22 protein-coding genes are annotated in these 22,719 nt (G+C 68.0%); 11 read left to right on the forward strand and 11 right to left on the reverse strand.

Translation table 11 applies throughout. The annotated features are described in order from the left end of the window. Window positions 1–97 precede the first annotated feature (97 nt). Complete coding sequence (locus VFY73_RS02315) at window positions 98–982, reverse strand: hypothetical protein (protein ID WP_329716290.1); 885 nt, start codon at window positions 980–982, stop codon at window positions 98–100. Window positions 983–1,114: 132 nt separating this feature from the next. Here VFY73_RS02315 and VFY73_RS02320 point away from each other — a divergent pair, with 132 nt between their 5' ends. Next, complete coding sequence (locus VFY73_RS02320) at window positions 1,115–1,351, forward strand: SlyX family protein (RefSeq protein WP_329716291.1); 237 nt, start codon at window positions 1,115–1,117, stop codon at window positions 1,349–1,351. A 25-nt stretch (window positions 1,352–1,376) separates the two neighbouring features. On the opposite strand, the gene VFY73_RS02325 is transcribed toward VFY73_RS02320, so the two are convergent. From VFY73_RS02325 to modA, 4 genes are all read right to left on the reverse strand, one after another. Beyond that, window positions 1,377–2,234: a TOBE domain-containing protein gene (locus VFY73_RS02325; RefSeq protein WP_329716292.1), complete on the reverse strand. Its 858-nt coding sequence runs from the start codon at window positions 2,232–2,234 to the stop codon at window positions 1,377–1,379. 77 nt (window positions 2,235–2,311) lie between these two features. Beyond that, window positions 2,312–3,007 (reverse strand): ATP-binding cassette domain-containing protein, encoded by a 696-nt coding sequence (locus VFY73_RS02330; RefSeq protein WP_414654376.1) that lies wholly within the window; start codon window positions 3,005–3,007, stop codon window positions 2,312–2,314. Between the two features lie 11 nt (window positions 3,008–3,018). Beyond that, complete coding sequence (modB, locus tag VFY73_RS02335) at window positions 3,019–3,693, reverse strand: molybdate ABC transporter permease subunit (protein ID WP_329716294.1); 675 nt, start codon at window positions 3,691–3,693, stop codon at window positions 3,019–3,021. Window positions 3,694–3,704: 11 nt separating this feature from the next. Continuing rightward, complete coding sequence (gene modA, locus VFY73_RS02340; RefSeq protein WP_329716295.1) at window positions 3,705–4,469, reverse strand: molybdate ABC transporter substrate-binding protein; 765 nt, start codon at window positions 4,467–4,469, stop codon at window positions 3,705–3,707. Between the two features lie 190 nt (window positions 4,470–4,659). On the opposite strand from modA, the gene VFY73_RS02345 reads away from it, so the two are divergent. The 4 genes from VFY73_RS02345 to VFY73_RS02360 all read left to right on the forward strand — a co-directional run bounded on the left by VFY73_RS02345 (window position 4,660) and on the right by VFY73_RS02360 (window position 7,991). Beyond that, window positions 4,660–5,145, forward strand: a complete 486-nt coding sequence (locus tag VFY73_RS02345) for a MarR family winged helix-turn-helix transcriptional regulator (protein ID WP_329716296.1) — start codon at window positions 4,660–4,662, stop codon at window positions 5,143–5,145. A 103-nt stretch (window positions 5,146–5,248) separates the two neighbouring features. Further along, window positions 5,249–6,676: a dihydrolipoyl dehydrogenase gene (locus VFY73_RS02350; protein WP_329716297.1), complete on the forward strand. Its 1,428-nt coding sequence runs from the start codon at window positions 5,249–5,251 to the stop codon at window positions 6,674–6,676. Window positions 6,677–6,771: 95 nt separating this feature from the next. After that, a complete protein-coding gene (locus VFY73_RS02355; protein ID WP_329716298.1) occupies window positions 6,772–7,440 on the forward strand; it encodes an NIPSNAP family protein in 669 nt (222 codons plus the stop codon). Between the two features lie 47 nt (window positions 7,441–7,487). After that, on the forward strand, window positions 7,488–7,991 hold the full coding sequence (locus tag VFY73_RS02360) for a DUF1579 domain-containing protein (protein WP_329716299.1): 504 nt from the start codon (window positions 7,488–7,490) through the stop codon (window positions 7,989–7,991). A gap of 114 nt (window positions 7,992–8,105) precedes the next feature. Here VFY73_RS02360 and VFY73_RS02365 read toward each other — a convergent pair whose 3' ends face one another. Continuing rightward, on the reverse strand, window positions 8,106–10,091 hold the full coding sequence (locus VFY73_RS02365) for an ABC-F family ATP-binding cassette domain-containing protein (protein ID WP_329716300.1): 1,986 nt from the start codon (window positions 10,089–10,091) through the stop codon (window positions 8,106–8,108). Window positions 10,092–10,270: 179 nt separating this feature from the next. On the opposite strand from VFY73_RS02365, the gene VFY73_RS02370 reads away from it, so the two are divergent. The 4 genes from VFY73_RS02370 to VFY73_RS02385 all read left to right on the forward strand — a co-directional run bounded on the left by VFY73_RS02370 (window position 10,271) and on the right by VFY73_RS02385 (window position 13,326). Further along, entirely contained in the window at window positions 10,271–10,888 is a 618-nt protein-coding gene (locus VFY73_RS02370; RefSeq protein ID WP_329716301.1) for a TetR/AcrR family transcriptional regulator, read from the forward strand. Continuing rightward, window positions 10,885–11,244, forward strand: a complete 360-nt coding sequence (locus tag VFY73_RS02375; protein ID WP_329716302.1) for a nuclear transport factor 2 family protein — start codon at window positions 10,885–10,887, stop codon at window positions 11,242–11,244. The genes VFY73_RS02370 and VFY73_RS02375 overlap by 4 nt, the downstream gene beginning before the upstream one ends. After that, complete coding sequence (locus VFY73_RS02380) at window positions 11,241–11,648, forward strand: TfoX/Sxy family protein (RefSeq protein ID WP_329716303.1); 408 nt, start codon at window positions 11,241–11,243, stop codon at window positions 11,646–11,648. Before VFY73_RS02375 ends, VFY73_RS02380 begins: the two co-directional genes overlap by 4 nt. A gap of 160 nt (window positions 11,649–11,808) precedes the next feature. Continuing rightward, on the forward strand, window positions 11,809–13,326 hold the full coding sequence (locus VFY73_RS02385) for an AAA family ATPase (protein WP_329716304.1): 1,518 nt from the start codon (window positions 11,809–11,811) through the stop codon (window positions 13,324–13,326). A gap of 4 nt (window positions 13,327–13,330) precedes the next feature. Here VFY73_RS02385 and prmB read toward each other — a convergent pair whose 3' ends face one another. The 5 genes from prmB to dapC all read right to left on the reverse strand — a co-directional run bounded on the left by prmB (window position 13,331) and on the right by dapC (window position 19,152). Beyond that, the gene (gene prmB / locus VFY73_RS02390; RefSeq protein WP_329716305.1) at window positions 13,331–14,203 is read right to left on the reverse strand and encodes a 50S ribosomal protein L3 N(5)-glutamine methyltransferase; all 873 of its coding nucleotides are present in this window, start codon (window positions 14,201–14,203) and stop codon (window positions 13,331–13,333) included. Window positions 14,204–14,505: 302 nt separating this feature from the next. Continuing rightward, complete coding sequence (gene dapE / locus VFY73_RS02395) at window positions 14,506–15,651, reverse strand: succinyl-diaminopimelate desuccinylase (RefSeq protein WP_329716306.1); 1,146 nt, start codon at window positions 15,649–15,651, stop codon at window positions 14,506–14,508. A gap of 218 nt (window positions 15,652–15,869) precedes the next feature. Further along, window positions 15,870–17,045, reverse strand: a complete 1,176-nt coding sequence (locus VFY73_RS02400; RefSeq protein WP_329716338.1) for a PilT/PilU family type 4a pilus ATPase — start codon at window positions 17,043–17,045, stop codon at window positions 15,870–15,872. 67 nt (window positions 17,046–17,112) lie between these two features. Then, window positions 17,113–17,937: a 2,3,4,5-tetrahydropyridine-2,6-dicarboxylate N-succinyltransferase gene (gene dapD, locus VFY73_RS02405; protein WP_329716307.1), complete on the reverse strand. Its 825-nt coding sequence runs from the start codon at window positions 17,935–17,937 to the stop codon at window positions 17,113–17,115. Window positions 17,938–17,949: 12 nt separating this feature from the next. Continuing rightward, a complete protein-coding gene (gene dapC / locus VFY73_RS02410; protein ID WP_329716308.1) occupies window positions 17,950–19,152 on the reverse strand; it encodes a succinyldiaminopimelate transaminase in 1,203 nt (400 codons plus the stop codon). A gap of 86 nt (window positions 19,153–19,238) precedes the next feature. Here dapC and VFY73_RS02415 point away from each other — a divergent pair, with 86 nt between their 5' ends. Beyond that, complete coding sequence (locus tag VFY73_RS02415; RefSeq protein ID WP_329716309.1) at window positions 19,239–20,321, forward strand: ABC transporter substrate-binding protein; 1,083 nt, start codon at window positions 19,239–19,241, stop codon at window positions 20,319–20,321. Beyond that, window positions 20,318–22,693: an ATP-binding protein gene (locus tag VFY73_RS02420; protein ID WP_329716310.1), complete on the forward strand. Its 2,376-nt coding sequence runs from the start codon at window positions 20,318–20,320 to the stop codon at window positions 22,691–22,693. The genes VFY73_RS02415 and VFY73_RS02420 overlap by 4 nt, the downstream gene beginning before the upstream one ends. Window positions 22,694–22,719: the final 26 nt, after the last annotated feature.

Raw genomic sequence — 22,719 nt, forward strand, 5'->3', positions numbered from 1 at the left:
ATTCAACGCACCAGACGTCGCCTGTGCTGACGGCCAATCGCCGAAGGCGGGGCAGCTTTACATCCGGTTGACCAACTTGGCTCGGCCGCGACGGCATTCAGGGCATCAGCGCCTCGATACCGGCGGCAAATACCGCGCCCAGCTTCACGTAGCCACCCGGGTTGGGGTGGATCTCGTTGGCCCAGTCGTGGTCGTCGCCATGGCTGCCCAGGTCGGCCGGGGCCAGCGTGCCCTGGGTGTCGATCACATGAAACTGCGGCAACGCCATGCTGCGCATCAGGCCTGTCAGGCGCGACAGGAACAGGCGTGTCAGCGGCTGCCACAGGGCCTGCGGGACCTCGTAGCTGGTCAAGGCCGGGAACAGCCAGGGCCCGACACCGGCACCCGCGCCGGCATCGCGCGGGGTGATGAAGTCGTAGGTGTGGACGAAGATCGGTGCGCCCTGGCTCTGGCTGGCCGTTGCGTCGCGCATCGCGATGAACTCGTGGTACTGCGGCACGATGTGCTGCACGAAGGTGTCCCAACCCTGCTCGCTGACATAGGCCGCCGCGCGGTCGGGCTCGCCGCCGCGCTCGGCAGGCGTCAACAGCGCCCGCAGGAACGCGGGCACCGGCTGGCCCTTGTCGTCGACCTGCGGCACGCGGATGAAATCGATCAGGTCGTTGCCGCCAGGTGACAGCAGGATCGCGTCCCAGCGCCAGGCCTGCGCGCCCAGCAGCAGGTTGGCGAACATCGGCTCGCGCCGTTTGTCGACCATGTGGTCCAGCACATCGCCCGGATGGGCGCAGTTGACGACACAGCTGTCCTTCTCGAAGGCCATGCCGTCCATCATGTTGCCGGTGGCCAGCGGGTTGACCGACCCGAACGAGAACCACGAGTCTCCCTGGGCGAGGAAGCGTCGCGGGTGCTGCGGGAAGTTCGCCGCCGCGGGCCGGCCGAGCATGACGTCCAGCGGTGCGTATTGCTTGAGCGGAATGGGCATCGGGTGGCGCCTCCTGGCGCGCACTCTACGCCGCGGCGGGGCTTGCGTCAGCCCATTGGGTTAGGGGCCGATCGACGGGACGCGTCGTCGGTCTGGGGATAGACCGGGTGCGTTTCGCGGTCCAATAGCGGCATGAGCACCGCGCATGACGACCCATCACTGGCCGAGACCGATCGCCGCCTGACCGAGCTGGAGATCAAGGCCAGCTTCAGCGAAGACCTGATCGACCACCTGAACGAAGCCGTCGTGCGGCAACAGCAGCAGATCGAGCTGCTGATGCGTGAGCTGCGTCAGTTGCGCGACCAGCTGCCGAACGACAGCTCGGGTACCCCACGCAGCCTGCGCGACGAGTTGCCGCCGCACTACTGACCCCCGCTGCGCGCGCCCCGCCGGCTCAGGCTGCCACCGCCAGGATCACGCTCGATGCATCGAACAAGGCCGTGGCGCGGGTGCCTGGCGCGAGCCCGAGCGACTTGAGGCTGTCCTGGGTCACGATGGCAACGATGCGGTTGGCGCCATCCATCTCCAGCTCGACTTCGGCATTCACCGTACCCGGCGTGACAGCAGCCACCGTGCCGGGCAGCTGGTTGCGCGCCGAGACCTTGCTGCCTTCCAACCCGGTGGCCAGCAGCACCGACGAGGCCTTGACCAGCGCGATCGCGGTCATGTGGGTGCGCAGGCCCAGTGATTCGGTGCTCTCGCGCGTGACCGTGGCCACCAGTTTGGCGCCTCCGGGCAGCGTCAGCTCGATTTCGTCATTCACTGCACCGGCGCGGACGCTGGTGACGGTGCCGACGAACTGGTTGCGTGCGCTGGTCTTCATGTTGAGGATGCTCAGCAGGGAGAAATCCTGGTCGAGGTCGATCGACGCCTGGTCCAGCAGGCGCAGGAAGCGCTGGTGCGCCGCGTCGATCTGACCGTAGCGTTGCACCAGGCGTTCGCCACGCGCGGTGAGCCGGGTCGAGCCGCCGCCGCGGCCACCGGTGCTGCGTTCGACCAGCGGCTCGCCCGCCATCTGGTTCATCTGGTCGATGGCGTCCCACGCGGCCTTGTAGCTGATGCCAAAGGCCTTGGCGGCTTGGGTGATCGAGCCTTGTTCGGCCACCGCGCGCAGCAAGCCCACGCGCGTGTGGCCGGCGAGGTTCTCGCCGCCCACGGTGAGCCAGACGGCACCGTCGAGGCCGAGCCGGGTGGTGTGACGGCGGGCCGGGCGCGGCTCAGCGCGGCGCGAGGTCGGTGCGATGCTGGCCATGGCGCAGTCTGGATGGCAAATGGGTCCGGATCGGCATGGTGCGGGCCGAGAGGTGGCCGTGGGCGGTGGGGCTCGGCTCAGGCATGAGCCACCTCGCGGGCCGTTTCGACGTGGGTCACGCGGCCGTCCTGCAGGTGCACCACGTCATCGGCCAGTGCGCGCAGGTCGCCTTCGTCGTGGGTGATCAGCAGCATCGGCAGGCGCACCTGGTCCAGCAGCTCGGCCAACTCGCTGCGCAGCCGCAGCCGAAGCCGTTGGTCCAGCGCTGCGAAGGGCTCGTCCAGCAGCAGCGCCGCCGGTTCGTGCGCCAGCGCTCGGGCCAGTGCGGTGCGCTGGCGCTGGCCGCCCGAGAGCTGCGCCGGATACAACCCCGCCACCGGCTCGAGATGGAAATTGCGGATCCAGCGCTCGGCCACCTCGTCGTGCCGCCTTGCGCCGGGATTGAGCCAGCCGTGGCGGCGCGCGAAGGCGATGTTCTGCCTCACGGTCAAGTGCGGGAACAGGGCGTAGTCCTGGAACACGAAACCCAGCTGGCGACGCTGTGCCGGCAGGTTCACGCCGCGTTCGCTGTCGAACAGGGTGCGGCTCGCTACCTGCACATGGCCCGTGTCGGGCCGGGTGATGCCGGCGATCAGCTTCAGGGTCTGCGTCTTGCCGGCGCCGGAAGGGCCGAACAGGACGACGCGGTGCGCATGGCTGGCGAAGCGCACATCCAGCGTGAAGGCTGCATCGCCATGACGCAGCTCCTTGGCCAGCGCGATGTCCCAGGTCAACGTGGGTTCCATCAGCTTCGCGGCTCCTTGTGTGGCGGCAGCAATCGGCCAGCCGACAAGAGGATGGCGAGGCAAGTCAGCGTGGTTACCGCCACGAGGAAGTTCGCCATGTCGTCCTGGCCGGCCTGAACTGCCTCGTAGGCAGCAATCGACAGGGTTTGTGTCTTGCCGGGAATGCTGCCGGCCACCATCAGCGTGGCGCCGAATTCCCCCATGGCCCTGGCAAACGACAGCAGCAGGCCCGCGAAGATGCCTCGCCACGCAAGAGGAAGCGAGACGCGGAAGAACACCGCCCACTCGCTGATGCCGAGCGTGCGAGCGGCATGCTCGAATTGAGGGTCGACGCCCTCGAAAGCGGTCCTGGCGGGTTTGAACACCAGCGGAAAGGACATCACCATGGCTGCCAAGACCGCGGCCTCCCACGTGAAAATGAGCCGGATGCCGAACTGCGACCAGAGCCACGCGCCCAGCGGCCCCTGTTGGCCGATCAGAACCAACAGGTAGTACCCCATCACCGTGGGCGGCATCACCATCGGCAGTGTCAGAACGGCGTCGAGCACTTCCCGGCCGGGAAAGCGCCAACGGGCCAAGGCGAACGCCATGCCAACGCCGAGCAGAAGATTCAAGGCCGTCGCACAGCCGGCGACCTTCAGCGTCAGCAGCAGCGGGATCCATGCGCCTTCCATCGCCGCTCTGGTCAGGGTTGGCCGAAGCCGTGTTTGGCGAACACCGTCCGCGCCGCCGGGCCGGTCAGGAACTCGACGAATCGCCTGGCCTGCCCGGCGTTCGGGCTGGCCGCCAGCGGGGCCACGGGGTAGCGGATGGGTGTGGTCGTCGGCACCGTCAGCGCCACCTTGACCTTGGCAGGCATCAGGGCGGCGTCGGTGGCGTAGACGAAGCCGGCGTCGACTTCGGCACGCGCGACATAGTCGAGCGCCTGTCGTGCGTTTTGCGCACCGATCGTCTTCGGCTCGATGGCTGCCCACCGGCCCGCGGCTTCGAGCACGCTGCGGGTGTAGCGGCCCACCGGGACCGTGGCCGGCTGGCCAATCGCGATTCGCGCGTAGGCCGGCTGGGCCAGGTCCTTCACCGTCCGCGGCACGTTCGCCGCTGCCTGCGGCACGATCACCACCAAGGTGTTCGATACGAAGTTGCGCCGATCGGCAGCCTTGACCAGCGACTGCGCCTGCGCCTGGTCCATCGTCTCCTGATCGGCGCTGGCGAACACGTCGACCGGCGCGCCCTTGGCCATTTGCTGCAACAACGCGCCGGAAGCGCCGAAATTGAACTGGACCTTGGTGCCCGGATGCGTGCTTTCGAACAGCGGTGCCAGCTCACGGAAGGCATTGGTCAGGCTGGCGGCGGCCGAGACGGTCAGGTCGGCGGCCGCCGCACCCAGGCTGACGAACCCGGCGTTCAACGCAGCGGTGAAACGAATCAGCAGTCGGTGGAAAGGGCGCATGGGTGCTGCCGAATATCGATATGTAGACAAGTATATGTTGATGGCCATCTCTGCTGAATGAAGACGGTAAAGAACCGATATGGTGGTGTCTATACAGCGAAAGGATCGGCCGCACATCGTGGCTCGATGGATGGGGGGCGGTGATAGCATCCGGCGCGCCTCTCGAACCGGTTATCGAGGCCCCGCTTCCATGCCCGCCATCAACGACACAAGCGACGCCGCTGCACCGATTGCGCTGGACAGCCTGCCCGGCCATTCGATTCGTCGCCTGCAGCAGATTGCGGTGGCGATATTCCTGCAAGAAGCCGAGCCGCACGGCGTCACGCCGGTGCAGTACGCGACGATGCAGGCGCTGGCCAATGCGCCCGGCGTGGACCAGCGCTCGCTGGCCCGCTCGATCGGCTTCGACACCTCGACCATCGCCAGCGTGATTGACAGGCTGCAGGCGCGCGGCCTGGTGCAGCGTGACCTGGATCCGTCCGACCGTCGCGTGCGCCTGCTGTCGCTCACCGGCACGGGCCACGCGTTGCTGAGCGAGGTGGTGCCGGCGATGCTTCGCGCGCAAGAGCGCATGCTGCAGCCGTTGCCGCCCGACGAGCGGGCCCAGTTCCTGCGCATGCTGAACCAACTGGTCACTGCCAACAACGCCCTCAGCCGCGCACCGAGCGAAGGCTGACCGCGCCGCGGGCTGCGGCTGCCAAGCCCCTTCCGATGGCGCCCGCAGCGTCGCCGCGCTACGCTGCGTGCTCGGCCATCGGCAGGCCGGCGAAAGGTGACTCGTGAAGCAACTGCAGGTCGACGTGGCCATCATCGGGGCTGGCACGGCCGGCATGACGGCTTACCGCTCCGCGCTGGCGCACACCCGCAATGTGCTGGTGATCGAAGGCGGCCCATTCGGCACCACGTGCGCACGTGTCGGCTGCATGCCGAGCAAGCTGCTGATCGCTGCCGCCGAGGCCGCGCACACGGCCCAGCATGCCGGTGCCTTCGGCGTGCACGCGGGCCCGTTGCGCATCGACGGCGAAGCGGTGATGCGTCGCGTGCGCAGTGAGCGCGACCGTTTCGTCGGCTTCGTCACCGAGGCGGTCGAGAAGTGGCCGGCGGAGCACAAGCTGCATGGCCACGCGCGCTTCATCGACGAGCACACCCTCCAAGTCGATGACCACACCCAGGTGCGGGCGGCACGCATCGTCATCGCGACCGGCTCGCACCCGACCGTGCCGACGCAGTGGCGCGAGACGGTGGGCGACCGCCTGCTGATCAACGACGACGTGTTCAGCTGGCAGACGCTGCCGAAATCGGTGGCCGTGTTGGGTGCCGGTGTCATCGCGCTGGAGCTGGCGCAGGCGCTGCACCGGCTGGGCGTGCGGGTGCGACTGTATGGCCGCAGCGCGCGCATCGGCCCGTTGACCGACCCCGCGCTGCAGGCCCTGACGCGAGAGCTCTTCAGCCGCGAGCTGTCGCTGCAGCTGGAGGCCAAGAACCTGCAGCTGCGTCGCGAAGGCGACGAGGTCATCGTGCAGACCGAGGCCGGCGAAGGACGCTTCGAATGGGTGCTGGCCGCTGCCGGGCGCGCGCCGAACCTGCGTGGCCTGGGCCTCGAGAACACCCACTTGCCACTGGATGCCCAGGGCGTGCCGCGATTCGACCGCCGCACCTCGCAGATCGGCGACAGCCATGTCTTCATCGCCGGCGACGCGAACAGCGACTTGGAACTGCTGCACGAAGCCGCCGACGAAGGCCGAATTGCCGGCGACAACGCCGGTCGCTACCCGGACGTGCGCGAACGCCCGCGCCGGGCGGCATTGGCCGTGGCGTTCACCGACCCGCAGATCATGCTGGCCGGCCGCAGCCACCTGGAGTTGTGCCACGACAAGGTGTCGTTCGAGACCGGTGAAGTTTTGTTCGAAGACCAGGGCCGCAGCCGCGTGATGCTGAAGAACCAGGGCGCTCTGCGCGTCTATGCCGAGCATGGCAGCGGACGTTTCCTCGGTGCCGAGATGATCGGCCCGGCGGCCGAGCACATCGGCCATCTGCTGGCCTGGTCCGTGCAGCGCGGTGACACGGTGCAGCAAATGCTCGACAGCCCGTTCTACCACCCGGTCATCGAGGAGGGCTTGCGAACCGCATTGCGCTTCCTGCAGCGCTCGCTGCGCATGGGGCCGGTGCCGGTCGAGCGCTGCCTGGACTGCGGGCCGGGCGCCTGAGGCTTCGCAACCGGCGGCGCATTCCTCAGCCCAACTTTCGAGCGCGCTGGAAAAGATGACATTCGATGTCAGGTTTGGCGGCACATCATGCCGCCATGGACACCCACACACCCCTCACTGTCATTGAGCTGCGCCGCTACCGGACGCAGCTGGGTAGGCGCGACGAACTGATCGCGCTGTTCGAGCGCGAGTTCATCGAGAGCCAGGAAGCCGTCGGCATGCGGCTGCCCGGCCTCTTTCGCGAACCCGCCGAGCCTGACCGCTTCACCTGGCTGCGCGGCTTTGCCGACATGGCCTCGCGCGCGGCCGGCTTGAAGGCCTTCTACTTCGGGCCGGTCTGGCAGGATTTCCGCAACGCCGCCAATGCGACGATCGTCGACTCGGACGACGTGTTGCTGCTGCGGCCGAGCCCCGGCTTGCCGGCGCTGGCACCGGCTGAGCGCGCGGCGTCGCCGCGGCCTTGGCGCGCCATCGTGCTGCCGCTCGCCGAACCCGCTGGCGACGACCTGCGCGCCTGGATCGACACGCACTGGCTGTCCAGCCTGCGCCAAGCAGGCGCGGAGGACCTGGGGGTCTTCGAAACCGAGTTCGCCGAGAACAACTTCCCCCGCTTGCCGGTGCGCACGGACGGCCCGGTACTGATGCTGCTGGCTGCGTGGCCTGGCGGCGCGTCGGTGCCCGGCCTGGACACCCTGGCGCCTTGGCTGCGCGCCGAGCCGCTGGTGCTGCAGCTTGAACCCACCGCGCGCTCCGCATGTGCCTGAGCGGCGGCCCCTTTCCCTTCATCACCCACGTCAACGAGGAGACCCCGATGCCCACGATCAATGACCTGACCGCGCCTCACGAAGGCACCTGCCACGACTTCGACCCGCTGTTCGGTCACTGGCGCGTTCACCACCGCCGCCTGCGCGACCGCCTGGCCGGCTGCACCGAATGGGAGCTGTTCGAAGGTATCAGCCACATGCAGCCGCTGATGGGCGGGCAGGGCAATGTCGACCACAACGTGCTGGACCTGCCGAGCGGCCGCTACCGGGCGTCGACCATCCGTTGCTGGGATCCGCAGAACAAGCAGTGGTCGATCTGGTGGCTGGACGCGCGCTCCCCAGGCCAGATCGACGTGCCGATGGTTGGCCGCTTCGAAGGTGGTGACGGTGTCTTCTACGCCGATGAAACCTTCCGCGGCCAGCCGATCAAGGTGCGCTTCCTGTGGTTGCGCACCCGCAGCGACACGCCGCGCTGGGAACAGGCCTTTTCGCCGGATGGCGGCAAGACCTGGGAGACCAACTGGGAGATGGACTTTGAACGAGTGGCGTGATCTTAGGCGCGCGTAGCGCCGTCGTTCATCAAGTGGCGTGCGGGGATCCGGCTCTGCCGGGCCGCTGCGCGAGCCCCCTTGGGGGGGCAGGCCCCGGAAGGGGCCGTGGGGGCGCTATTTCATTGCCTCGATCTCGGTGTGCAGTTCGAGCCAGCGCTCTTCGAGCATCGCCACCTCGGCCTGCACATGAGCGAGTTGGCGACCGAGTTCGCCGAACTGCTCGCCGGCCAGGCCGGGCTTGGCCAGCTGTGCTTCCACGGCGGCCTGCTCGGCATGCAGCTTGGCGAGCCGCTGGTCGATCTTCAGCACCTCGTTGCGCAGCGGGCGCGTGCGGTCGGCCAGCTTGGCGCGCGCCTGCGCGGCGGCCTTGCGGTCGTCGCGGCCGGCGGGCGCCGGGGCCTTGGGGACTGGGGCTGCGCTGACCTTTGGCGCCGCTGCGGCTGCGGGCGCGGGCGCCGGGGCCGGCTGCTTGCCCGACAGCGCCCGGGCGGCCTCGCGGCTGCGGTCCAGCAGCCAGCGCTGATAGTCGTCCAGGTCGCCGTCGAAGGGCTTCAGCGCGCCGTCTGCCACCAGCCAGAACTCGTCGCAGACCTCGCGCAGCAACGCGCGGTCGTGGCTGACCAGCATCACCGAACCTTCGAATTCGTTCAGCGCCATCGACAGCGCTTCGCGTGTCGTCAAGTCCAGGTGGTTGGTCGGCTCGTCCAGCAGCAGCAGGTTGGGGCGCTGCCAGACCAACGAGCCCAGCACCAGGCGCGCCTTCTCGCCACCCGACAGCGTGCCGATGGTCTGGTGCACCATCTCGCCGACGAAGCGGAACTGGCCGAGGAAATCGCGCAACTCCTGCTCGCGTGCCTCGGGCCCGACGGTGCGGGCCAGCCGCACCATGTGCTGCAGCGGCGTGTCGTCGGCATGCAGCAGGTCCATCTCCTGCTGCGCGAAGTAGCCGATCGACAGGCCCTTGCCCTCGGTCACCGTGCCGCCCAGGGCAGGGTTCTCGCGTGCGATCGTCTTGACGAAGGTCGACTTGCCCTGGCCGTTGGCGCCCAGCACGCCGATGCGCTGGCCGGCAAGCACCGTGCGGTTGATGTTGTGGACGATCGCCTTGTCGCTGCCGTCTTCGTTCGCGCCCTTGTAGCCGCAGACCATGTCGCTCATCGCGAGCATCGGGTTCGGCAGGCTCTGGGGCTCGCGGAACTCGAAGTTGAAGTCGCTGGCGGTCAGCACCGGGGCCAGGCGTTCCATCCGGTCCAGCGCCTTGACGCGGCTTTGCGCCTGCTTGGCCTTGCTGGCCTTGGCCTTGAAGCGGTCGATGAAGCGCTGCAGGTGGGCGATGCGCTCCTGCTGCTTCGAGAAGGCGGCGGCCTGCTGGCTCATGCGCTCGGCGCGCATCTCTTCGAAGGTGGTGTAGTTGCCGCCGTAGCGCGTCAACTTGGCGTCCTCGAGGTGCAGCGTCACCTGGGTGATCGCGTCGAGGAATTCGCGGTCATGGCTGATGACCAGCAGCGTGCCGCTGTAGCGCTGCAGCCAGCCTTCGAGCCAGACGAGGGCGTCGAGGTCCAGGTGGTTGGTCGGCTCGTCGAGCAGCATCAGATCGGCCGGGCACATCAGCGCGCGGGCCAGCTGCAGGCGCATGCGCCAGCCGCCCGAGAAGCTGTTGACCGGTGCGTCGAGCTGGTCGCGCTTGAAGCCCAGGCCCAGCAGCAGCGTTTGCGCACGGGCGCGGGCGTCGAAGGCTCCGGCTTCTTCGAGCGAGAGGTGCGCATGCGCCATCGCCTCGCCGTCGTCGGCGGCTTCGGCGGCGGCCAGTTCGGCCTGCGCTTCCATCAGCGGCGTGTCGCCTTGCAGCACGAAGTCGGTCGCTGGGTCTTCGGTCTCCGGCATGTGCTGCACGACCTCGCCCATGCGCCAACGCGGCGGGATCTCGAAGTCGCCAGCATCGGCGCCAAGGCGGCCGGCGAGCAGCGCGAACAGCGACGACTTGCCGGCGCCATTGCGCCCAACGAGGCCGATCTTTTCGCCGGGGTTCAGGGTAACGGAAGCGCTGTCCAGCACGACCTTGGTGCCGCGCCGGAGCGTGACGTTGCGCAGGGTGATCATCGAAAAAAGGAGAACGAGAGAAACGGGAAACCAGCGGGCGGCCGGCAAGGCGGCCGCAAGCGCTTCGCGCAGGCGCGCGGGGTGGGGAGCGCAGTGTAGGGCAGTCGACCCAGCCGCCCTCAGGAAAGGCTTGTATTGTTGGTTAATCGTTCTAGAATGATTGACCAACAAAGACCACCATGTCCCGCCCAAAAACCTACGACGACGAGAAGCTGCTGCGCGCGGCGATGCAGACCTTTCGCGAGCGCGGGTACGGCGGCACGTCGATCAAAGACCTGGAACAGGCCACGGGCCTGCGCTCGGGCAGCCTGTACCACGGCTACCGCGACAAGCAGAGTTTGTTCAACGCCGCGCTGGCGCACTACAACGACACGGTGGTCGGCGGGCGCATCGCGCAATACCTGGCGCCTGGCACAGGGCTGGCCGGCCTGCGGGCCCTGTTCCGCTCGCTGTTGCAAGAACCTGCCGGTGGTCGGCATGGCTGCTTGCTGACGAACACCGCGATCGAGCTGGGCCCGGCGGGTGGTGAAGCCTTGGCCGGCGTCCACGAGGGCCTGGACCTGCTACGGCAAGCTTTCAAAAACAGCTTGCAAGAGGCCAGCACCGGCGGCCAGCTGACGCCTGGCGCCTCACCGGCCGCGCTGTCGCTGCGCCTGCTGGCGCTGTACCAGGGCCTGCTCGTGCTGGTGCGCGGCGGCCGGCCCGACAGTGAGCTGGCCCCGTTGATCGAGGCGGAGTTTGCGGCGCTCGCCGTCAAGCCCGCTGCACCATCCCAACCCAAGAGAAAGTCGACATGACAGGATCACCCGAAACCTTGTGGCCTCGCTACGCGCAGCTGTGGTCTGCCGATGCTTCTGCGCGCGCCGAGCACATGCCGGCCTGCCTGGCCGACGGCGTGCACTACACCGATCCCAACGTGGCGCTGGATGGCCACGAGGCACTGCACGGCTACATGGCTGGCTTCCAGCAGGCCATGCCGGGCTGCGCCTTCCACATCGACCAGGTGAAAGCGCACCACGACCGGTCGCTTGCCTGGTGGCGGCTGCGCGCGGCCGATGGCCAAACCTTGCAGCATGGCGTGAGCAGCGCGCGCCATGACGCGGATGGTCGCCTGGCCGAGATCGCTGGCTTCTTCCCGCTCGAAGCGGCGTGAAGCCGCACGCCGCGTCGGCGATCGCGATCGAGCTGCGCGAGGCGTTGGCCGGCTGGGCGCCGGTCGACGTGGTGCGCTTCTTCGGCGGCGACGGCCTGCGCCTGGACGGCACCCAGTTCGCCGCCGTGCTCAAGGGCCAGGTCTGGCTGACGGTGGACGATGCGCTGCGCGAAGCCCTGCAAGCGGCCGGCGGCGGTGAGCCTTTCACCTACGGCAAGTCGGCCGGGCAGCAGGTGACAGTCAAGCGATTTGGTGCGTTGCCCGCCGAAGCCTGGGACGACGCCGACGCGCTGCGGCAGTGGTGCCGCCGAAGCTGGGAGGTGGCGCGGCGCGCTGCCACGAACCCGGCGGTCCGGGCCAAGGCGCCGCGCCCGGCCAAGGCGCGCGCAGCGACTCGCGCCTAACCCGAGGGGCGGCCTCGGCCGGTATCTCGGCCCGAGGCGAGGAGAACGTCCGTGACGGCCGTCGCGGCGGGGCAGGGCTGCGCGCCCGGTGAGCGTGGAACGCCCGTGTCCATGCCAGACAATTCGCCAGCCGCCGCATCCATCTCTTCAGGAACCCTGCATGCCCCTGCTTCAGCAAGTTGACGAGCTTTCGTCCCTGCTCGACACGAAGACACCGATCGTGATGATCGAAACGCACGAGGAGAAGCAGGTCCTGGCGTTGTTCGAGCGCATCGCCGCCCGCATGCAGCGCGAGGTGTGGACCTGGTCGGCCAGTCGTGGGCTGAAGATCAGCCACGGTCTGAAGATTTCGCTGACGGACTTCGCCAGCAGCCCGGTGATGGACACCGCGGAGACCAAGCAACTGCCCGAAGCGCTGCAGCAGGTCGATCGTCTGCCGACCGCGGCGCTGGTCGTTTTCCTCGACGTCCATCCGTATTTGAGCAACCCGCTGATCACGCGGGCGATGAAGGAGATCGCGCTCAAGGCCGAAGGCCGCGGACAGCAGATGGTGCTCGTGGGGCACGACATCCCGCTGCCCGGCGAGCTGGTGCCCTTCACCAGCCGCTTCGAAGTGGAGCCCATGAACCTCGATCTGGTCAGGAAGCTCTTCAAGGAAGAGGTGGATCGCCACAAGGGGCGGCAGGGCCAGGACATCAGCGGCTGCCGCAAGACGCTGGAATCGCTGTTGCGCCACATGGTCGGGCTGCCCGAGGCATCGGTGCGGCACTTGGTGCGGCTGACGCTCACCGATGGCGTGATCTGCACCGCAGACCTCGCACGGGTGCTGTCCGCCAAGCAGGAAACGCTGGGCGTCGCCGAGCTGCTGGTGTTCGAGCAGAGACTGCCGGCGATGGAAGACGTGGCCGGCATGAAGGCGCTCAAGCGCTGGCTGCTGTTGCGCCGCGAACCGTTCCTCGACCCCGAAGCCTCGGGCCTGCCCGCGCCGCGCGGCGTGCTGATGCTGGGCGTGCAGGGCTCGGGCAAGAGCCTGGCGTCCAAGGCCATTGCCGCCTCGTGGCAGGTGCCGCTGTTCCGCATGGACTTCGGTGCGTTGTTCGACAAGTACCAGGGCGAGAGCGAACGCAAGCTGCGCGAGGCGCTGAAGATGGCCGACGCCATGGCGCCGTGCGTGCTGTGGATGGACGAGATCGAGAAGGGCCTGGCCGGTGGCCAGGGCGACGGCGACACGGGGGCTGGCAAGCGCATGCTCGGCTCGTTGCTCACCTGGATGGCCGAGCGTCGGTCCAGCGTGTTCCTCGTTGCCACGGCCAACGACATCGAGGGCCTGCCGCCGGAGCTGATGCGAAAGGGCCGGTTCGACGAGATCTTCTTCGTCGACCTGCCTGCACCGGACGTGCGCCACAGCATCTTCCGCATCCATCTGCAGAAGCACCGCATCGCCTTCGACGACGCTGCGCTGGCGCCGCTGGTCGATCGTAGCGAAGGCTTTTCAGGGGCCGAGATCGAGGCTGCTGTCGTGGCGGCGCGCTACGAGGCCCACGCCCGCGGCGAACCGCCGCAGCACGAGGCCGTGATGCGGGAGCTGCTGCGCACACGCCCGCTGTCGGTGACGCGGGCCGAAGCCATCGCCGAATTGCGCGAATGGGCGGCCGACCGCACGGTCAGCGCGGACTGACTGATCAGCCGGCGGTCAGTGACTCGCGTGTGACCAGCAGCACCTGGTCGTCGCCGGCGCTGGTCGGCAGCCACACGACATCCAGCGTCGGGAAGGCGGCGTCGAAATGCTCGCGCTCATGGCCGATCTCGAGCACCAGCACGGCTGCCGGTGTCATGTGGGCTGGCGCGTCACGCAGCAGACGGCGGATGAAGTCCATGCCGTCACTGCCGCCAGCGAGCGCCATCTCCGGCTCGGCACGGTACTCCGCCGGCAGCTCCGCCATCGATTGGGTGTTGACGTAGGGCGGATTGCACAGGATCAGGTCGAAGGGCGCCAGGCCGGCCAGTGCCGCAAGGCCATCGCCCTGTGCCAGCCGGATCCGCCCTTGCAACTCGTGGCGGCGTACGTTGATGTGCGCGACGGCCAACGCATCGGTCGACAGGTCCGACGCGGTGACTTCCACATCCGGCCAGGCCATCGCGGCCAGCACGGCGAGGCTGCCGTTGCCGGTGCACAGGTCCAGCACGCGGTGAGTCTCGGCGCCAAGCCAGGGGTCGATCGTCGCGTCTGCGATGCACTCGGCGATCAGTGAACGCGGCACGATGACCCGTTCGTCGACGGTGAACGGCACGCCTTGCAGCCAGGCTTCGCCGGTCAGGTAGGCGGCGGGCTGGCGGGTGCCGATGCGGCGCTCGACCAGCGCGGCAGCTTTGGCTATCTGGGCCTCGTCCACTGATTGCTCGGCCACCAGGTCCAGTCCGTCCAGTGGGTGGCCAAGAGCCCACAGCACCAACCAGGCGGCCTCGTCGAACGCATTGGTCGTGCCGTGGCCAAACGAAACGCCCGCCTGTTCGAGGCGGGTGCTCATCTGCTCGATGAGTTCGATGACGGTCATGGTGAGGAATTCGGTGAGGGGATTTTGGGTGGGACTGTAGCGGGGCCGGGGTGGCGTGGGCCGCAAGCCGGTGCCCGCAGGGGCTCATTGAGAAATCACCCCTGCGGGCACCGGCTTGCGGCCTGGCAGCGTGGGTTGGCGCGCCGCCGCGTTCGTCTTCGAGAGTGGTGGCTGTTCGACGGTGCCACCGTCGCGACGTGTCGGGAGGTCGGGGGCGGTATCCGTTGGGCCGATTTCTCAATGAGGCCCGGCGGATACCGTCCTCGGCCGGCACGCCAACACCGGCAAGGCACAACCCAAAGCTACGCCAGCAGCGCTTCCAACGTCCGCCGGTAGATGTTCTTCAGCGGCTCGATCGCATCGATGGTCACATGCTCGTCGATCTTGTGGATCGTCGCGTTGACCGGCCCGAACTCGACGACCTGCTCGCAGACTTTGGCGATGAAGCGGCCGTCGGAGGTGCCGCCGGTGGTCGACAGCTCTGTTGCCACGCCGGTTTCTGCGGCGATGGCGGACGACAACGCCGACACCAGCGAGCCCACCGGCGTCAGGAAGGGTTCTCCGCCCAGCGTCCAGGCAACCGACCAGTCCAGCCCGTGGCGATTCAAGACTTCGCCGACGCGCTTCTTCAGGCCTTCGGGCGTGGAGGCGGTGGAGAAGCGGAAGTTGAAGTCAACCACCAGCTCGCCGGGGATCACGTTGGTCGCGCCCGTACCGCCGTGGATGTTCGAGATCTGCCAGGTGGTCGGCGGGAAGTATTCGTTGCCCGCGTCCCATTGAATGCTCGCCAAATCGGCCAACGCCGGTGCGGCGAGATGGATCGGGTTCTTCGCGAGCTGTGGGTAGGCCACGTGGCCCTGTACGCCACGCACCGTGAGCTTGCCGGACAGCGAGCCGCGGCGGCCGTTCTTGATCATGTCGCCCAGCGTCTCGACCGAGGTCGGCTCGCCGACGATGCAGCAGTCCAGCTGTTCGCCGCGTTCTTTCAAGGCCTGCACGACCTTGACCGTGCCATCGACCGACGGGCCTTCCTCGTCGCTGGTCAGCAAGAAGGCGACACGTCCGGCGTGCCGCGGGTGTGCAAGGGCGAACTCTTCAGCCGCCACCACCATCGCAGCGACCGAGGTCTTCATATCGGCTGCGCCGCGGGCGTACAGCTTGCCATTGCGGTAGCTGGGCACGAACGGATCGCTGCTCCAGGCACCCAAGGGGCCGGTGGGCACGACGTCAGTGTGTCCAGCGAAGACGACCGTCGGACCAGGCCGGCTGCCGTCACGCACGGCCCACAGGTTGGCAACCCGGAAGTCGTCGGGCCCGAAGGGAAGGTGCTCGCAAGTGAAGCCCGCCGCAGACAGGCGCTCGGCGATCAGCGCCTGGCAGCCTTTGTCGTCGGGGGTGACGCTGGGGCGGGCGAGCAGGTCCTCAAGCAGGCGAAGTACGGCCGTCATTCGATGTCTATGTGCATTTCGCCATCGCCTGTCCGCCGGCGTTGACTCTTATCAAGTGGCGTGCGCGGATCCGGCTCTGCCGGTCCGCTGCGCGAGCCCCCCGGGGGCGGAGACCGGACACGAACAGTCCAGTGGACTGTTTGTGCCTGTCGAGGGGCTGGACCTCTGGTCCGGCGCGGCCTGCAAGGTAGCGACCGGAGGGGGCGTGGGGGCCTATCTCAACGCGTTCTTGCGCTGATCAGCGGCTTCGGCTTCGGGTCTTCCGGCACCACGTCGAGGGTGATTTCGGTGAAAGAGGGGCTCTCGGGCTCGGGCTTGGTGACCGGCACGCGCGAAACCGGCTCGCTTTCGTTCTGAAGGCGCCACAGCAGGTTGGTCGGCGAATCGGCGTGGATCAGCGCTTCTTCGCGTGAGACCACACCTTCGGTGATCAGCCGGGCCAGGTCGTGTTCGAAGGTCTGCGAGCCTTCAGCCAGCGAGCGTTCCATCGCTTCGCGCACGCCACCGAAGTCGCCTTTTTCGATCAGCTCCGAGACGAGCTTCGAGTTCAGCAGCACCTCGACCGCCGGGATGCGGCCACCGGAGCCCGAGCGCAGCAGCCGCTGCGACACGATCGCCTTCATCGCGGCGCCCAGGTCGGCCAGCAGTGCGGGGCGCGACTCAGGCGTGTAGAACGACAGGATCCGGCCCAGCGCGTGGTGGCTGTTGTTGGCGTGCAGCGTGGCCAGCACCAGGTGGCCCGACAGCGCGTACGAGATCGTCTGCGACATCGTCTCGCGGTCGCGGATTTCGCCGATCATGATGCAGTCGGGGGCCTGGCGCAGCGCGTTCTTCAGGCCGATGTGCAGCGAGTTGGTGTCGCGGCCGACCTCGCGCTGGTTGACCACCGAGCGCTTGTTGCTGAACAAATACTCGATCGGGTCTTCGATGGTCAGGATGTGGCCAGACATGTGCTGGTTGCGCCACTCCATCATCGACGCCATCGTCGTGCTCTTGCCGGTGCCGGTGGCGCCGACCATCAGGATCAGCCCGCGCTTTTCGAGCGCCAGCGTCGCCAGGATCGGCGGCAGGTGCAGCGAATCGATCGCCGGGATGCGCACGGGGATGCATCGCACCACCGCCGCGATCGTGGCGCGCTGCTTGAAGGCCGAGAGGCGGAAGCTGCCGACCTTGGGAATGCCGAAGCCGATGTTCAGCTCACCTTCTTGCTCCAACTCTTCGAGCTGCAGCGGGGTCAGGATCTCGGTCAGCAGCTGGCGCGGCGCGGCCGGCGGCAGCACATGGTCGGTCACCGGCACCAGCTGGCCGTTGACCTTCAGCAAGATGGGCGCGTTGGCCGAGAGGTACAGGTCCGAAGCGCTCTTGTCGGCCATCAGGCGCAACACGTTTTCCATCGTGATCACGGCATGTCTCCCGGCGGGGGTGAAGGGTTCAGCGCTTGGTTGGCGTCGGTGCAGGGTATCAGCCGCGCAGCAGTTCGTTGATGCTGGTCTTTGCCCGGGTCTGGGCGTCGACGCGCTTGACGATCACCGCGCAGTAGAGGCTGTACTTGCCGTCCGGCGAAGGTAGGTTGCCGCTGACGACGACCGAGCCGGCCGGCACGCGGCCATAGATCACCTCGCCGGTGGCGCGGTCGTAGATCTTGGTGCTCTGGCCGATGTAGACGCCCATCGAGATCACCGAGTTCTCTTCGACGATCACGCCTTCGACCACTTCGGAGCGGGCGCCGATGAAGCAGTTATCTTCAATGATGGTCGGGTTGGCCTGCAGCGGCTCGAGCACGCCGCCAATACCCACGCCACCCGACAGGTGAACGTTTTTGCCGATCTGCGCACACGAGCCGACGGTGGCCCAGGTGTCGACCATCGTGCCTTCATCGACATAGGCACCGATGTTGACGTACGACGGCATCAGCACCGCGCCCTTGGCGATGTAGCTGCCGCGGCGGGCCACGGCCGGCGGCACCACGCGCACGCCAGCCTCGGCCAGCGCCGCGTCGTCCATGTGCGAGAACTTGGTGTCGACCTTGTCGTAGAACGTCAGGTCGCCTGATTGCATCTTGCGGTTGTCGTTCAGGCGGAAGCTCAGCAGCACCGCCTTCTTGACCCACTGGTTCACCGTCCACTGACCCACGCCCTGGCGCTCAGCCACGCGCAGGCGGCCGGCGTTCAGGTCGGCGATCACCTGGTCCACCGCGTTGCGGATTCCGGGCGAAGCCGTGGCGGGGGTGAGGCGGGCGCGTTCTTCCCAGGCCTGGTCGATGAGGGTTTGCAAAGCGTGCGTCATGAGGGGATGGGGTCAGAGGGATCGCGTGTAGGCAACGATGCGTTCGGCGGCTTCCAGGCATTCAGGCCCTTCGGCCACCAGCGCCATGCGGATGCGGCCGGCGCCAGGGTTTTGGCCATGGGCTTCGCGCGCCAACAAGCTGCCGGGCAGGACCGCCACATTGTATTGAGCGAGCAGTCCCAAGCTGAAGGCAATGTCATCGCCGCCATGGGCATCTTTTGGCACGCCGGCCCAGAGGTAGAAACCGGCATCGGGCAGCGCCACATCGAGCACCTTGGCCAGCAATGGCGTCACTTGCGCGAACTTGGCACGGTACTGGGCGCGGTTGGCCTCCACATGGGTCTCATCGTTCCAGGCCGCTGCGCTGGCGGCCTGTACCACCTTGCTCATCGCGCTGCCGTGGTACGTGCGGTAAAGCAGGAAAGCCTTCAGGATGTTGGCATCGCCGGCGACGAAGCCCGAGCGCATGCCCGGCACGTTGCTGCGCTTGGACAGGCTCGACAACACGATCAGGTTGCGCAGGCCTTCACGCCCCAGCGCCTTGGCCGCGGCCAGTGCGCCCAGCGGAGCCTCGTCGCGGAAGTAGATTTCGGAGTAGCACTCGTCGCTCGCAATCACGAACCCGTGGCGGTCACTCAGCTCGAACAGCGTCTTCCACTCCGCCAGCGGCATCACCGCACCGGTGGGGTTGCCGGGCGAGCAGGCGTAGACGAGCTGGGTGCGGGCCCAGGTGGCTTCGTCGATCTGGCTCCAGTCGCAAGCGAAATTGCGTGCCGGGTCGCTGTTGGCGAACGCGGTTTGCGCACTGGCCAGCAGCGCCGCGCCTTCGTAGATCTGATAGAACGGGTTCGGGCAGACGACGGTCGCGCCCGGTTTGGTCGGGTCGATCACCGTCTGCGCCAACGAGAACAAGGCCTCGCGCGAGCCGTTGACGGGCAGCACCTGGGTCGATGGGTTCAGCCCGACGCCGTAGCGACGCGCCACCCAGGCCGCGATCGCCTCGCGCAGCGTCGGCTCACCGGCCGTGGCGGGGTAGCTCGACAAGCCTGCCAGGTTGGTGCGCAGGGCTTCTTCCACCAAGGCTGGGGCCGGGTGGCGGGGTTCGCCGATGCCCAGGCTGATCGGCCGGTAGGCGGGGTTCGGTGTGATGTCTCGCGTCAGCGCCCGCAGGCGCTCGAAAGGGTAGGCGTGCAGCTTGCCGAGCAACGGGTTCATGCCGGGGATTATCAGCGAGTGCCTTCGGCCACTTGCCCAGATGGCAGTCGGCGTTTTGATAGGCGCCGAGCAGGCGGCAAGACACAATGGCCGGCATCCGAGACAAGCAGATGCAGCCGATGGGCGAGTGCAGTATGAGTCCAGGCGGTGACGAGGTGGGGGTCGATCCGGCCGAGGCGCCCAGCGAGCGGGGCTGGTGCCGGCGCGCTTGTCTGGCCGGGCTGGGTGGCCTGGCGGCCGCGGTGGCCTTGCCCGGCTGCTCCGAGCGCCGCGCACCGGCCGTCGAGCCGGCCCCGTTGCGACTGGCGATGGACCTGTGGCCGGGCTACTACCCGGCCGTACTGGCGGATGAGTTGGGCTACCTCGCCGAGGCACAGGTCCAGCTGGCGATCAGCTTCCCGGCCAACACCGATCGGATGATGGCCGAGTTCGCGGCCGGTCAGGTCGACGTGGTGGCGGTGGCGCTGGGCGATTTGATCAACGCCACCCACGGCCGCACGCCGGTACAAGTGTTTCTGGTCAGTGACGAATCGGCTGGCGGCGACGCGCTGCTGATGCGCCGCGGGGTTGACCTGAAAGGCAAGGGCCGGTTGTCGCTGGCGACCAACCTCGGCGGCTTCGGCGAATTGTTCGCGCGCGAGTTCCTCCGCCGGCAGGGCGTCGACCCGGCCCGCATCGCCTGGATGAATGCCGACGCGGCCGACGTGCCGCGCCTGCTGGCCGCCGGCCAGGTCGACATGGCCCACACCTGGGAGCCCTATGCCAGCGAGGCCGAGGCCACCGGTGCGTTGAGGCTGTTCTCGAGCGCTGACACGCCCGGGCTGATCCCGGACGTGCTGGCGGCGACGCGTGCCACCGTGGACCGGCGCGCGCCCGAATTGCGGCGTTTCGTCGGCGCGTGGCTGCGTGCGGTCGATTGGTGGCTGGACCACCCCGACGAAGGCAACGAGCGCATCGCCCGTCGTGTCGACCGCGCGGCCTCGAAGATATCGCTCAAGGGCGTGCGCCTGATGCGCCGCGCCGACAACCGCCGGCTGCTGGGCGCCGACGGGCCCCCGCAAACGCTGGGGCCGGTGGTGGCGCGCTACAGCGCGTTTTTCCTCGACAAGGGCATGCTGGCGCGACCGGTCGAGCCGGCCGACTTTCTGCGCGGAGACCTGCTGCCTTGAAAACCCGGTTGCTGGTGGCCGGTGTGCTGGTCGGCGTGACGCTGCTGCCTTTGAGCCTGGTGAGCAGCTGGCAGTACCTGAGCGAATCGAACCGGGTGGCCGACGAGCGCAACGCCGAGTTGCGTTCATTGGCGCAGGAGACGGCACGCGACCTGGGCGCACGCACCGACCGCATCCTCGACAACCTGCGCGCCGACGTGGCCATGCCAGGTCTGCCCGAACTGCTGGAAAAGCCCATGGTGGCCGACCCGCTGTGGGCCAACCGGGTGCTGACGCTGGTGGCTCTGCGCGAGCCCCTGCACGCCACGTCGGTGGGCCTGCTGGATGCGCAGGGCCGCAACATTGCCGACACCCAGGCGCCACGGGTCGGCCGCAGCGAGGCTGACGAGGCGTATGTCAAAGAGGTGCTGGCGCTGCGCTACCCGCAGCTGATGGGCCCGCTGACGCCCAGTTGGGACGACCGCCCGGCGCTGTTCGCGGCGGCGCCGGTCAAGCATGACGGCGCGGTGCTGGGGGTTCTGCGATTGCGCTTGGAGGCCGGCCTGCTCGGCCAAGTGCTGGCGGAAAGCCTGAGCGCGCATGGTGACGTGCACGGGATCGTGTTCGATGCCCAGGGGCACCTGTTTGCCGGCACCGATTCGCGCCTGGCCGGCCAGCAGCGCCTGCCGCCGGAGTTCCGCATCGGTGCCACTTCAGAGCCGCAAGAGCCCGAATGGGCCGGCCGCCATTGGCATGGCCATGTGCAGCCAGTGCCGGGCACCCGCTGGCTGGTGATGGTCTATGAGCCCAAGCGCCAATTCGAGGCGCCGCTGAAGCTGCTGCAGCGCGAGTGGTTGGGCTTCGTGGTGCTGTTGGCGCTGCTGGGCATGGGGGCGGTCTGGCTGATCGCGGCCATCTTGTCACGCCCGCTGACGCGCTTGAGCGAGGCGGCCGAGGGCATTGCCACGGGCGACCTGGGCCGGCGTGTGGCGGTGCGCGGCACCGAGGAGTTCCGCCGCCTGGGCGAGGCCTTCAACGCGATGAACGAACGGCTGGGCCAGACTGTGCAGTCGCTGTCGGACGAACTCGCGCAGCGGCGCGCCGCCGAAGCGGCATTGCGCGACAGCGAGGCCCGGCTGCAGCAATCCAACGTCGATCTCGAGCGCCAGGTACGAGAGCGCACGGCCGACCTCGCGACCGCCAAGGAAGCGGCCGAGGCGGCGAGCCGCGCAAAGAGCGCGTTCCTGGCCAACATGAGTCACGAGATTCGCACGCCGATGAATGCGGTGATCGGGCTGACCCAGCTGTTGCACGACGACAGCCACGAACCCGTGCAACGCGAACGGCTGAAGCGGGTGTTCGATGCCGCGCAGCATCTGATGGGGCTCATCAACGATGTGCTCGACTTGTCGCGCATCGAGGCCGGCAAGCTGTCGCTCGAAACGGTGGCGTTCGACCTCGAAGCGTTGGTCGACCGCATGCTCGGCATGATCGACGCCACGGCCAGGGCCAAAGGGCTGCGCCTGCACAGGCAGCTGGAGGCCGGCCTGCCGCAGCGCCTGCTGGGCGACGAGCGCCGGCTCGGGCAGGTGCTGTTGAACTTCCTGGGCAATGCGGTCAAGTTCACCCACCATGGTGAGGTGGGGCTGGCGGTGTCGCAGGTGCGCGAAGACGAAGACGAGCGGGTCTGGTTGCGCTTCGAGGTGTGGGACAGCGGGATCGGCCTGACACCCGAGCAGCAGGTGCGCGTGTTCGACGCCTTCGAGCAGGCCGACGTGTCGACCACCCGGCGATTTGGCGGCTCCGGCCTGGGGCTGACGATCAGTCGCGAGCTCTGCCAGCTGATGGGGGGCCAGATCGGCGTGGCCAGCCGGCCGGGACACGGCAGCCGGTTCTGGATCCTGCTGCCGCTGCAACGCCTGGTGACCGAAACCGTGCCGAGGATCGCCGGTCCCGCTGCGCCGGCGGCCTCGCACCGCACGGGCCTGCCGCAGTGGCGACTGCCCGGCAAGGTGCTCGTTGTCGAAGACAACCCGGTCAACCAGGAGGTCATCCAGGCTTTGCTGGCACGCCATGGCCTGGCGGCCGATCTGGCCGGCGACGGCGCCGTGGCGGTCGCGATGGCGCAGCATGAGGCCTATCCCCTGGTGCTGATGGACATGCACATGCCGCTGATGGATGGCCCGGAGGCCACCCGCCGCATCCGCCGCCAGCCGCTGCACCAGCACACGCCGATCATTGCCATGACCGCCAACGTCTACGAAGACGATCGGCAGCAGTGCCTGGATGCCGGCATGAACGCGCATCTGGGCAAGCCGGTCGACCCGAAGGCGCTGGAGCAGTTGCTGCGTCAGTGGCTCGGGCCCGCCGATACCGACGGATCCACCCCGTGACCTCGGGCTGACGGCCGCGCAGCGTA

The sequence above is a fragment of the Ideonella sp. genome (genome assembly GCF_036277275.1).
GTDB lineage: Bacteria > Pseudomonadota > Gammaproteobacteria > Burkholderiales > Burkholderiaceae_C > Ideonella.

What these genes read in the sequence shown, in the direction of transcription:
- dapE (WP_329716306.1), bottom strand. Translation starts at nt 15,651, where the DNA reads ATGACGGCCGTACTTCGCCTGCTTGAGGACCTGCTCGCCCGCCCCAGC.
- VFY73_RS02320 (WP_329716291.1), top strand. Translation starts at nt 1,115, where the DNA reads ATGAGCACCGCGCATGACGACCCATCACTGGCCGAGACCGATCGCCGC.
- VFY73_RS02415 (WP_329716309.1), top strand. Translation starts at nt 19,239, where the DNA reads ATGGCCGGCATCCGAGACAAGCAGATGCAGCCGATGGGCGAGTGCAGT.
- VFY73_RS02360 (WP_329716299.1), top strand. Translation starts at nt 7,488, where the DNA reads ATGCCCACGATCAATGACCTGACCGCGCCTCACGAAGGCACCTGCCAC.
- VFY73_RS02375 (WP_329716302.1), top strand. Translation starts at nt 10,885, where the DNA reads ATGACAGGATCACCCGAAACCTTGTGGCCTCGCTACGCGCAGCTGTGG.
- VFY73_RS02365 (WP_329716300.1), bottom strand. Translation starts at nt 10,091, where the DNA reads ATGATCACCCTGCGCAACGTCACGCTCCGGCGCGGCACCAAGGTCGTG.
- dapC (WP_329716308.1), bottom strand. Translation starts at nt 19,152, where the DNA reads ATGAACCCGTTGCTCGGCAAGCTGCACGCCTACCCTTTCGAGCGCCTG.
- modB (WP_329716294.1), bottom strand. Translation starts at nt 3,693, where the DNA reads ATGGAAGGCGCATGGATCCCGCTGCTGCTGACGCTGAAGGTCGCCGGC.
- prmB (WP_329716305.1), bottom strand. Translation starts at nt 14,203, where the DNA reads ATGACCGTCATCGAACTCATCGAGCAGATGAGCACCCGCCTCGAACAG.
- VFY73_RS02400 (WP_329716338.1), bottom strand. Translation starts at nt 17,045, where the DNA reads ATGGAAAACGTGTTGCGCCTGATGGCCGACAAGAGCGCTTCGGACCTG.
- VFY73_RS02325 (WP_329716292.1), bottom strand. Translation starts at nt 2,234, where the DNA reads ATGGCCAGCATCGCACCGACCTCGCGCCGCGCTGAGCCGCGCCCGGCC.
- modA (WP_329716295.1), bottom strand. Translation starts at nt 4,469, where the DNA reads ATGCGCCCTTTCCACCGACTGCTGATTCGTTTCACCGCTGCGTTGAAC.
- VFY73_RS02385 (WP_329716304.1), top strand. Translation starts at nt 11,809, where the DNA reads ATGCCCCTGCTTCAGCAAGTTGACGAGCTTTCGTCCCTGCTCGACACG.
- VFY73_RS02315 (WP_329716290.1), bottom strand. Translation starts at nt 982, where the DNA reads ATGCCCATTCCGCTCAAGCAATACGCACCGCTGGACGTCATGCTCGGC.
- VFY73_RS02345 (WP_329716296.1), top strand. Translation starts at nt 4,660, where the DNA reads ATGCCCGCCATCAACGACACAAGCGACGCCGCTGCACCGATTGCGCTG.
- VFY73_RS02370 (WP_329716301.1), top strand. Translation starts at nt 10,271, where the DNA reads ATGTCCCGCCCAAAAACCTACGACGACGAGAAGCTGCTGCGCGCGGCG.
- VFY73_RS02355 (WP_329716298.1), top strand. Translation starts at nt 6,772, where the DNA reads ATGGACACCCACACACCCCTCACTGTCATTGAGCTGCGCCGCTACCGG.
- dapD (WP_329716307.1), bottom strand. Translation starts at nt 17,937, where the DNA reads ATGACGCACGCTTTGCAAACCCTCATCGACCAGGCCTGGGAAGAACGC.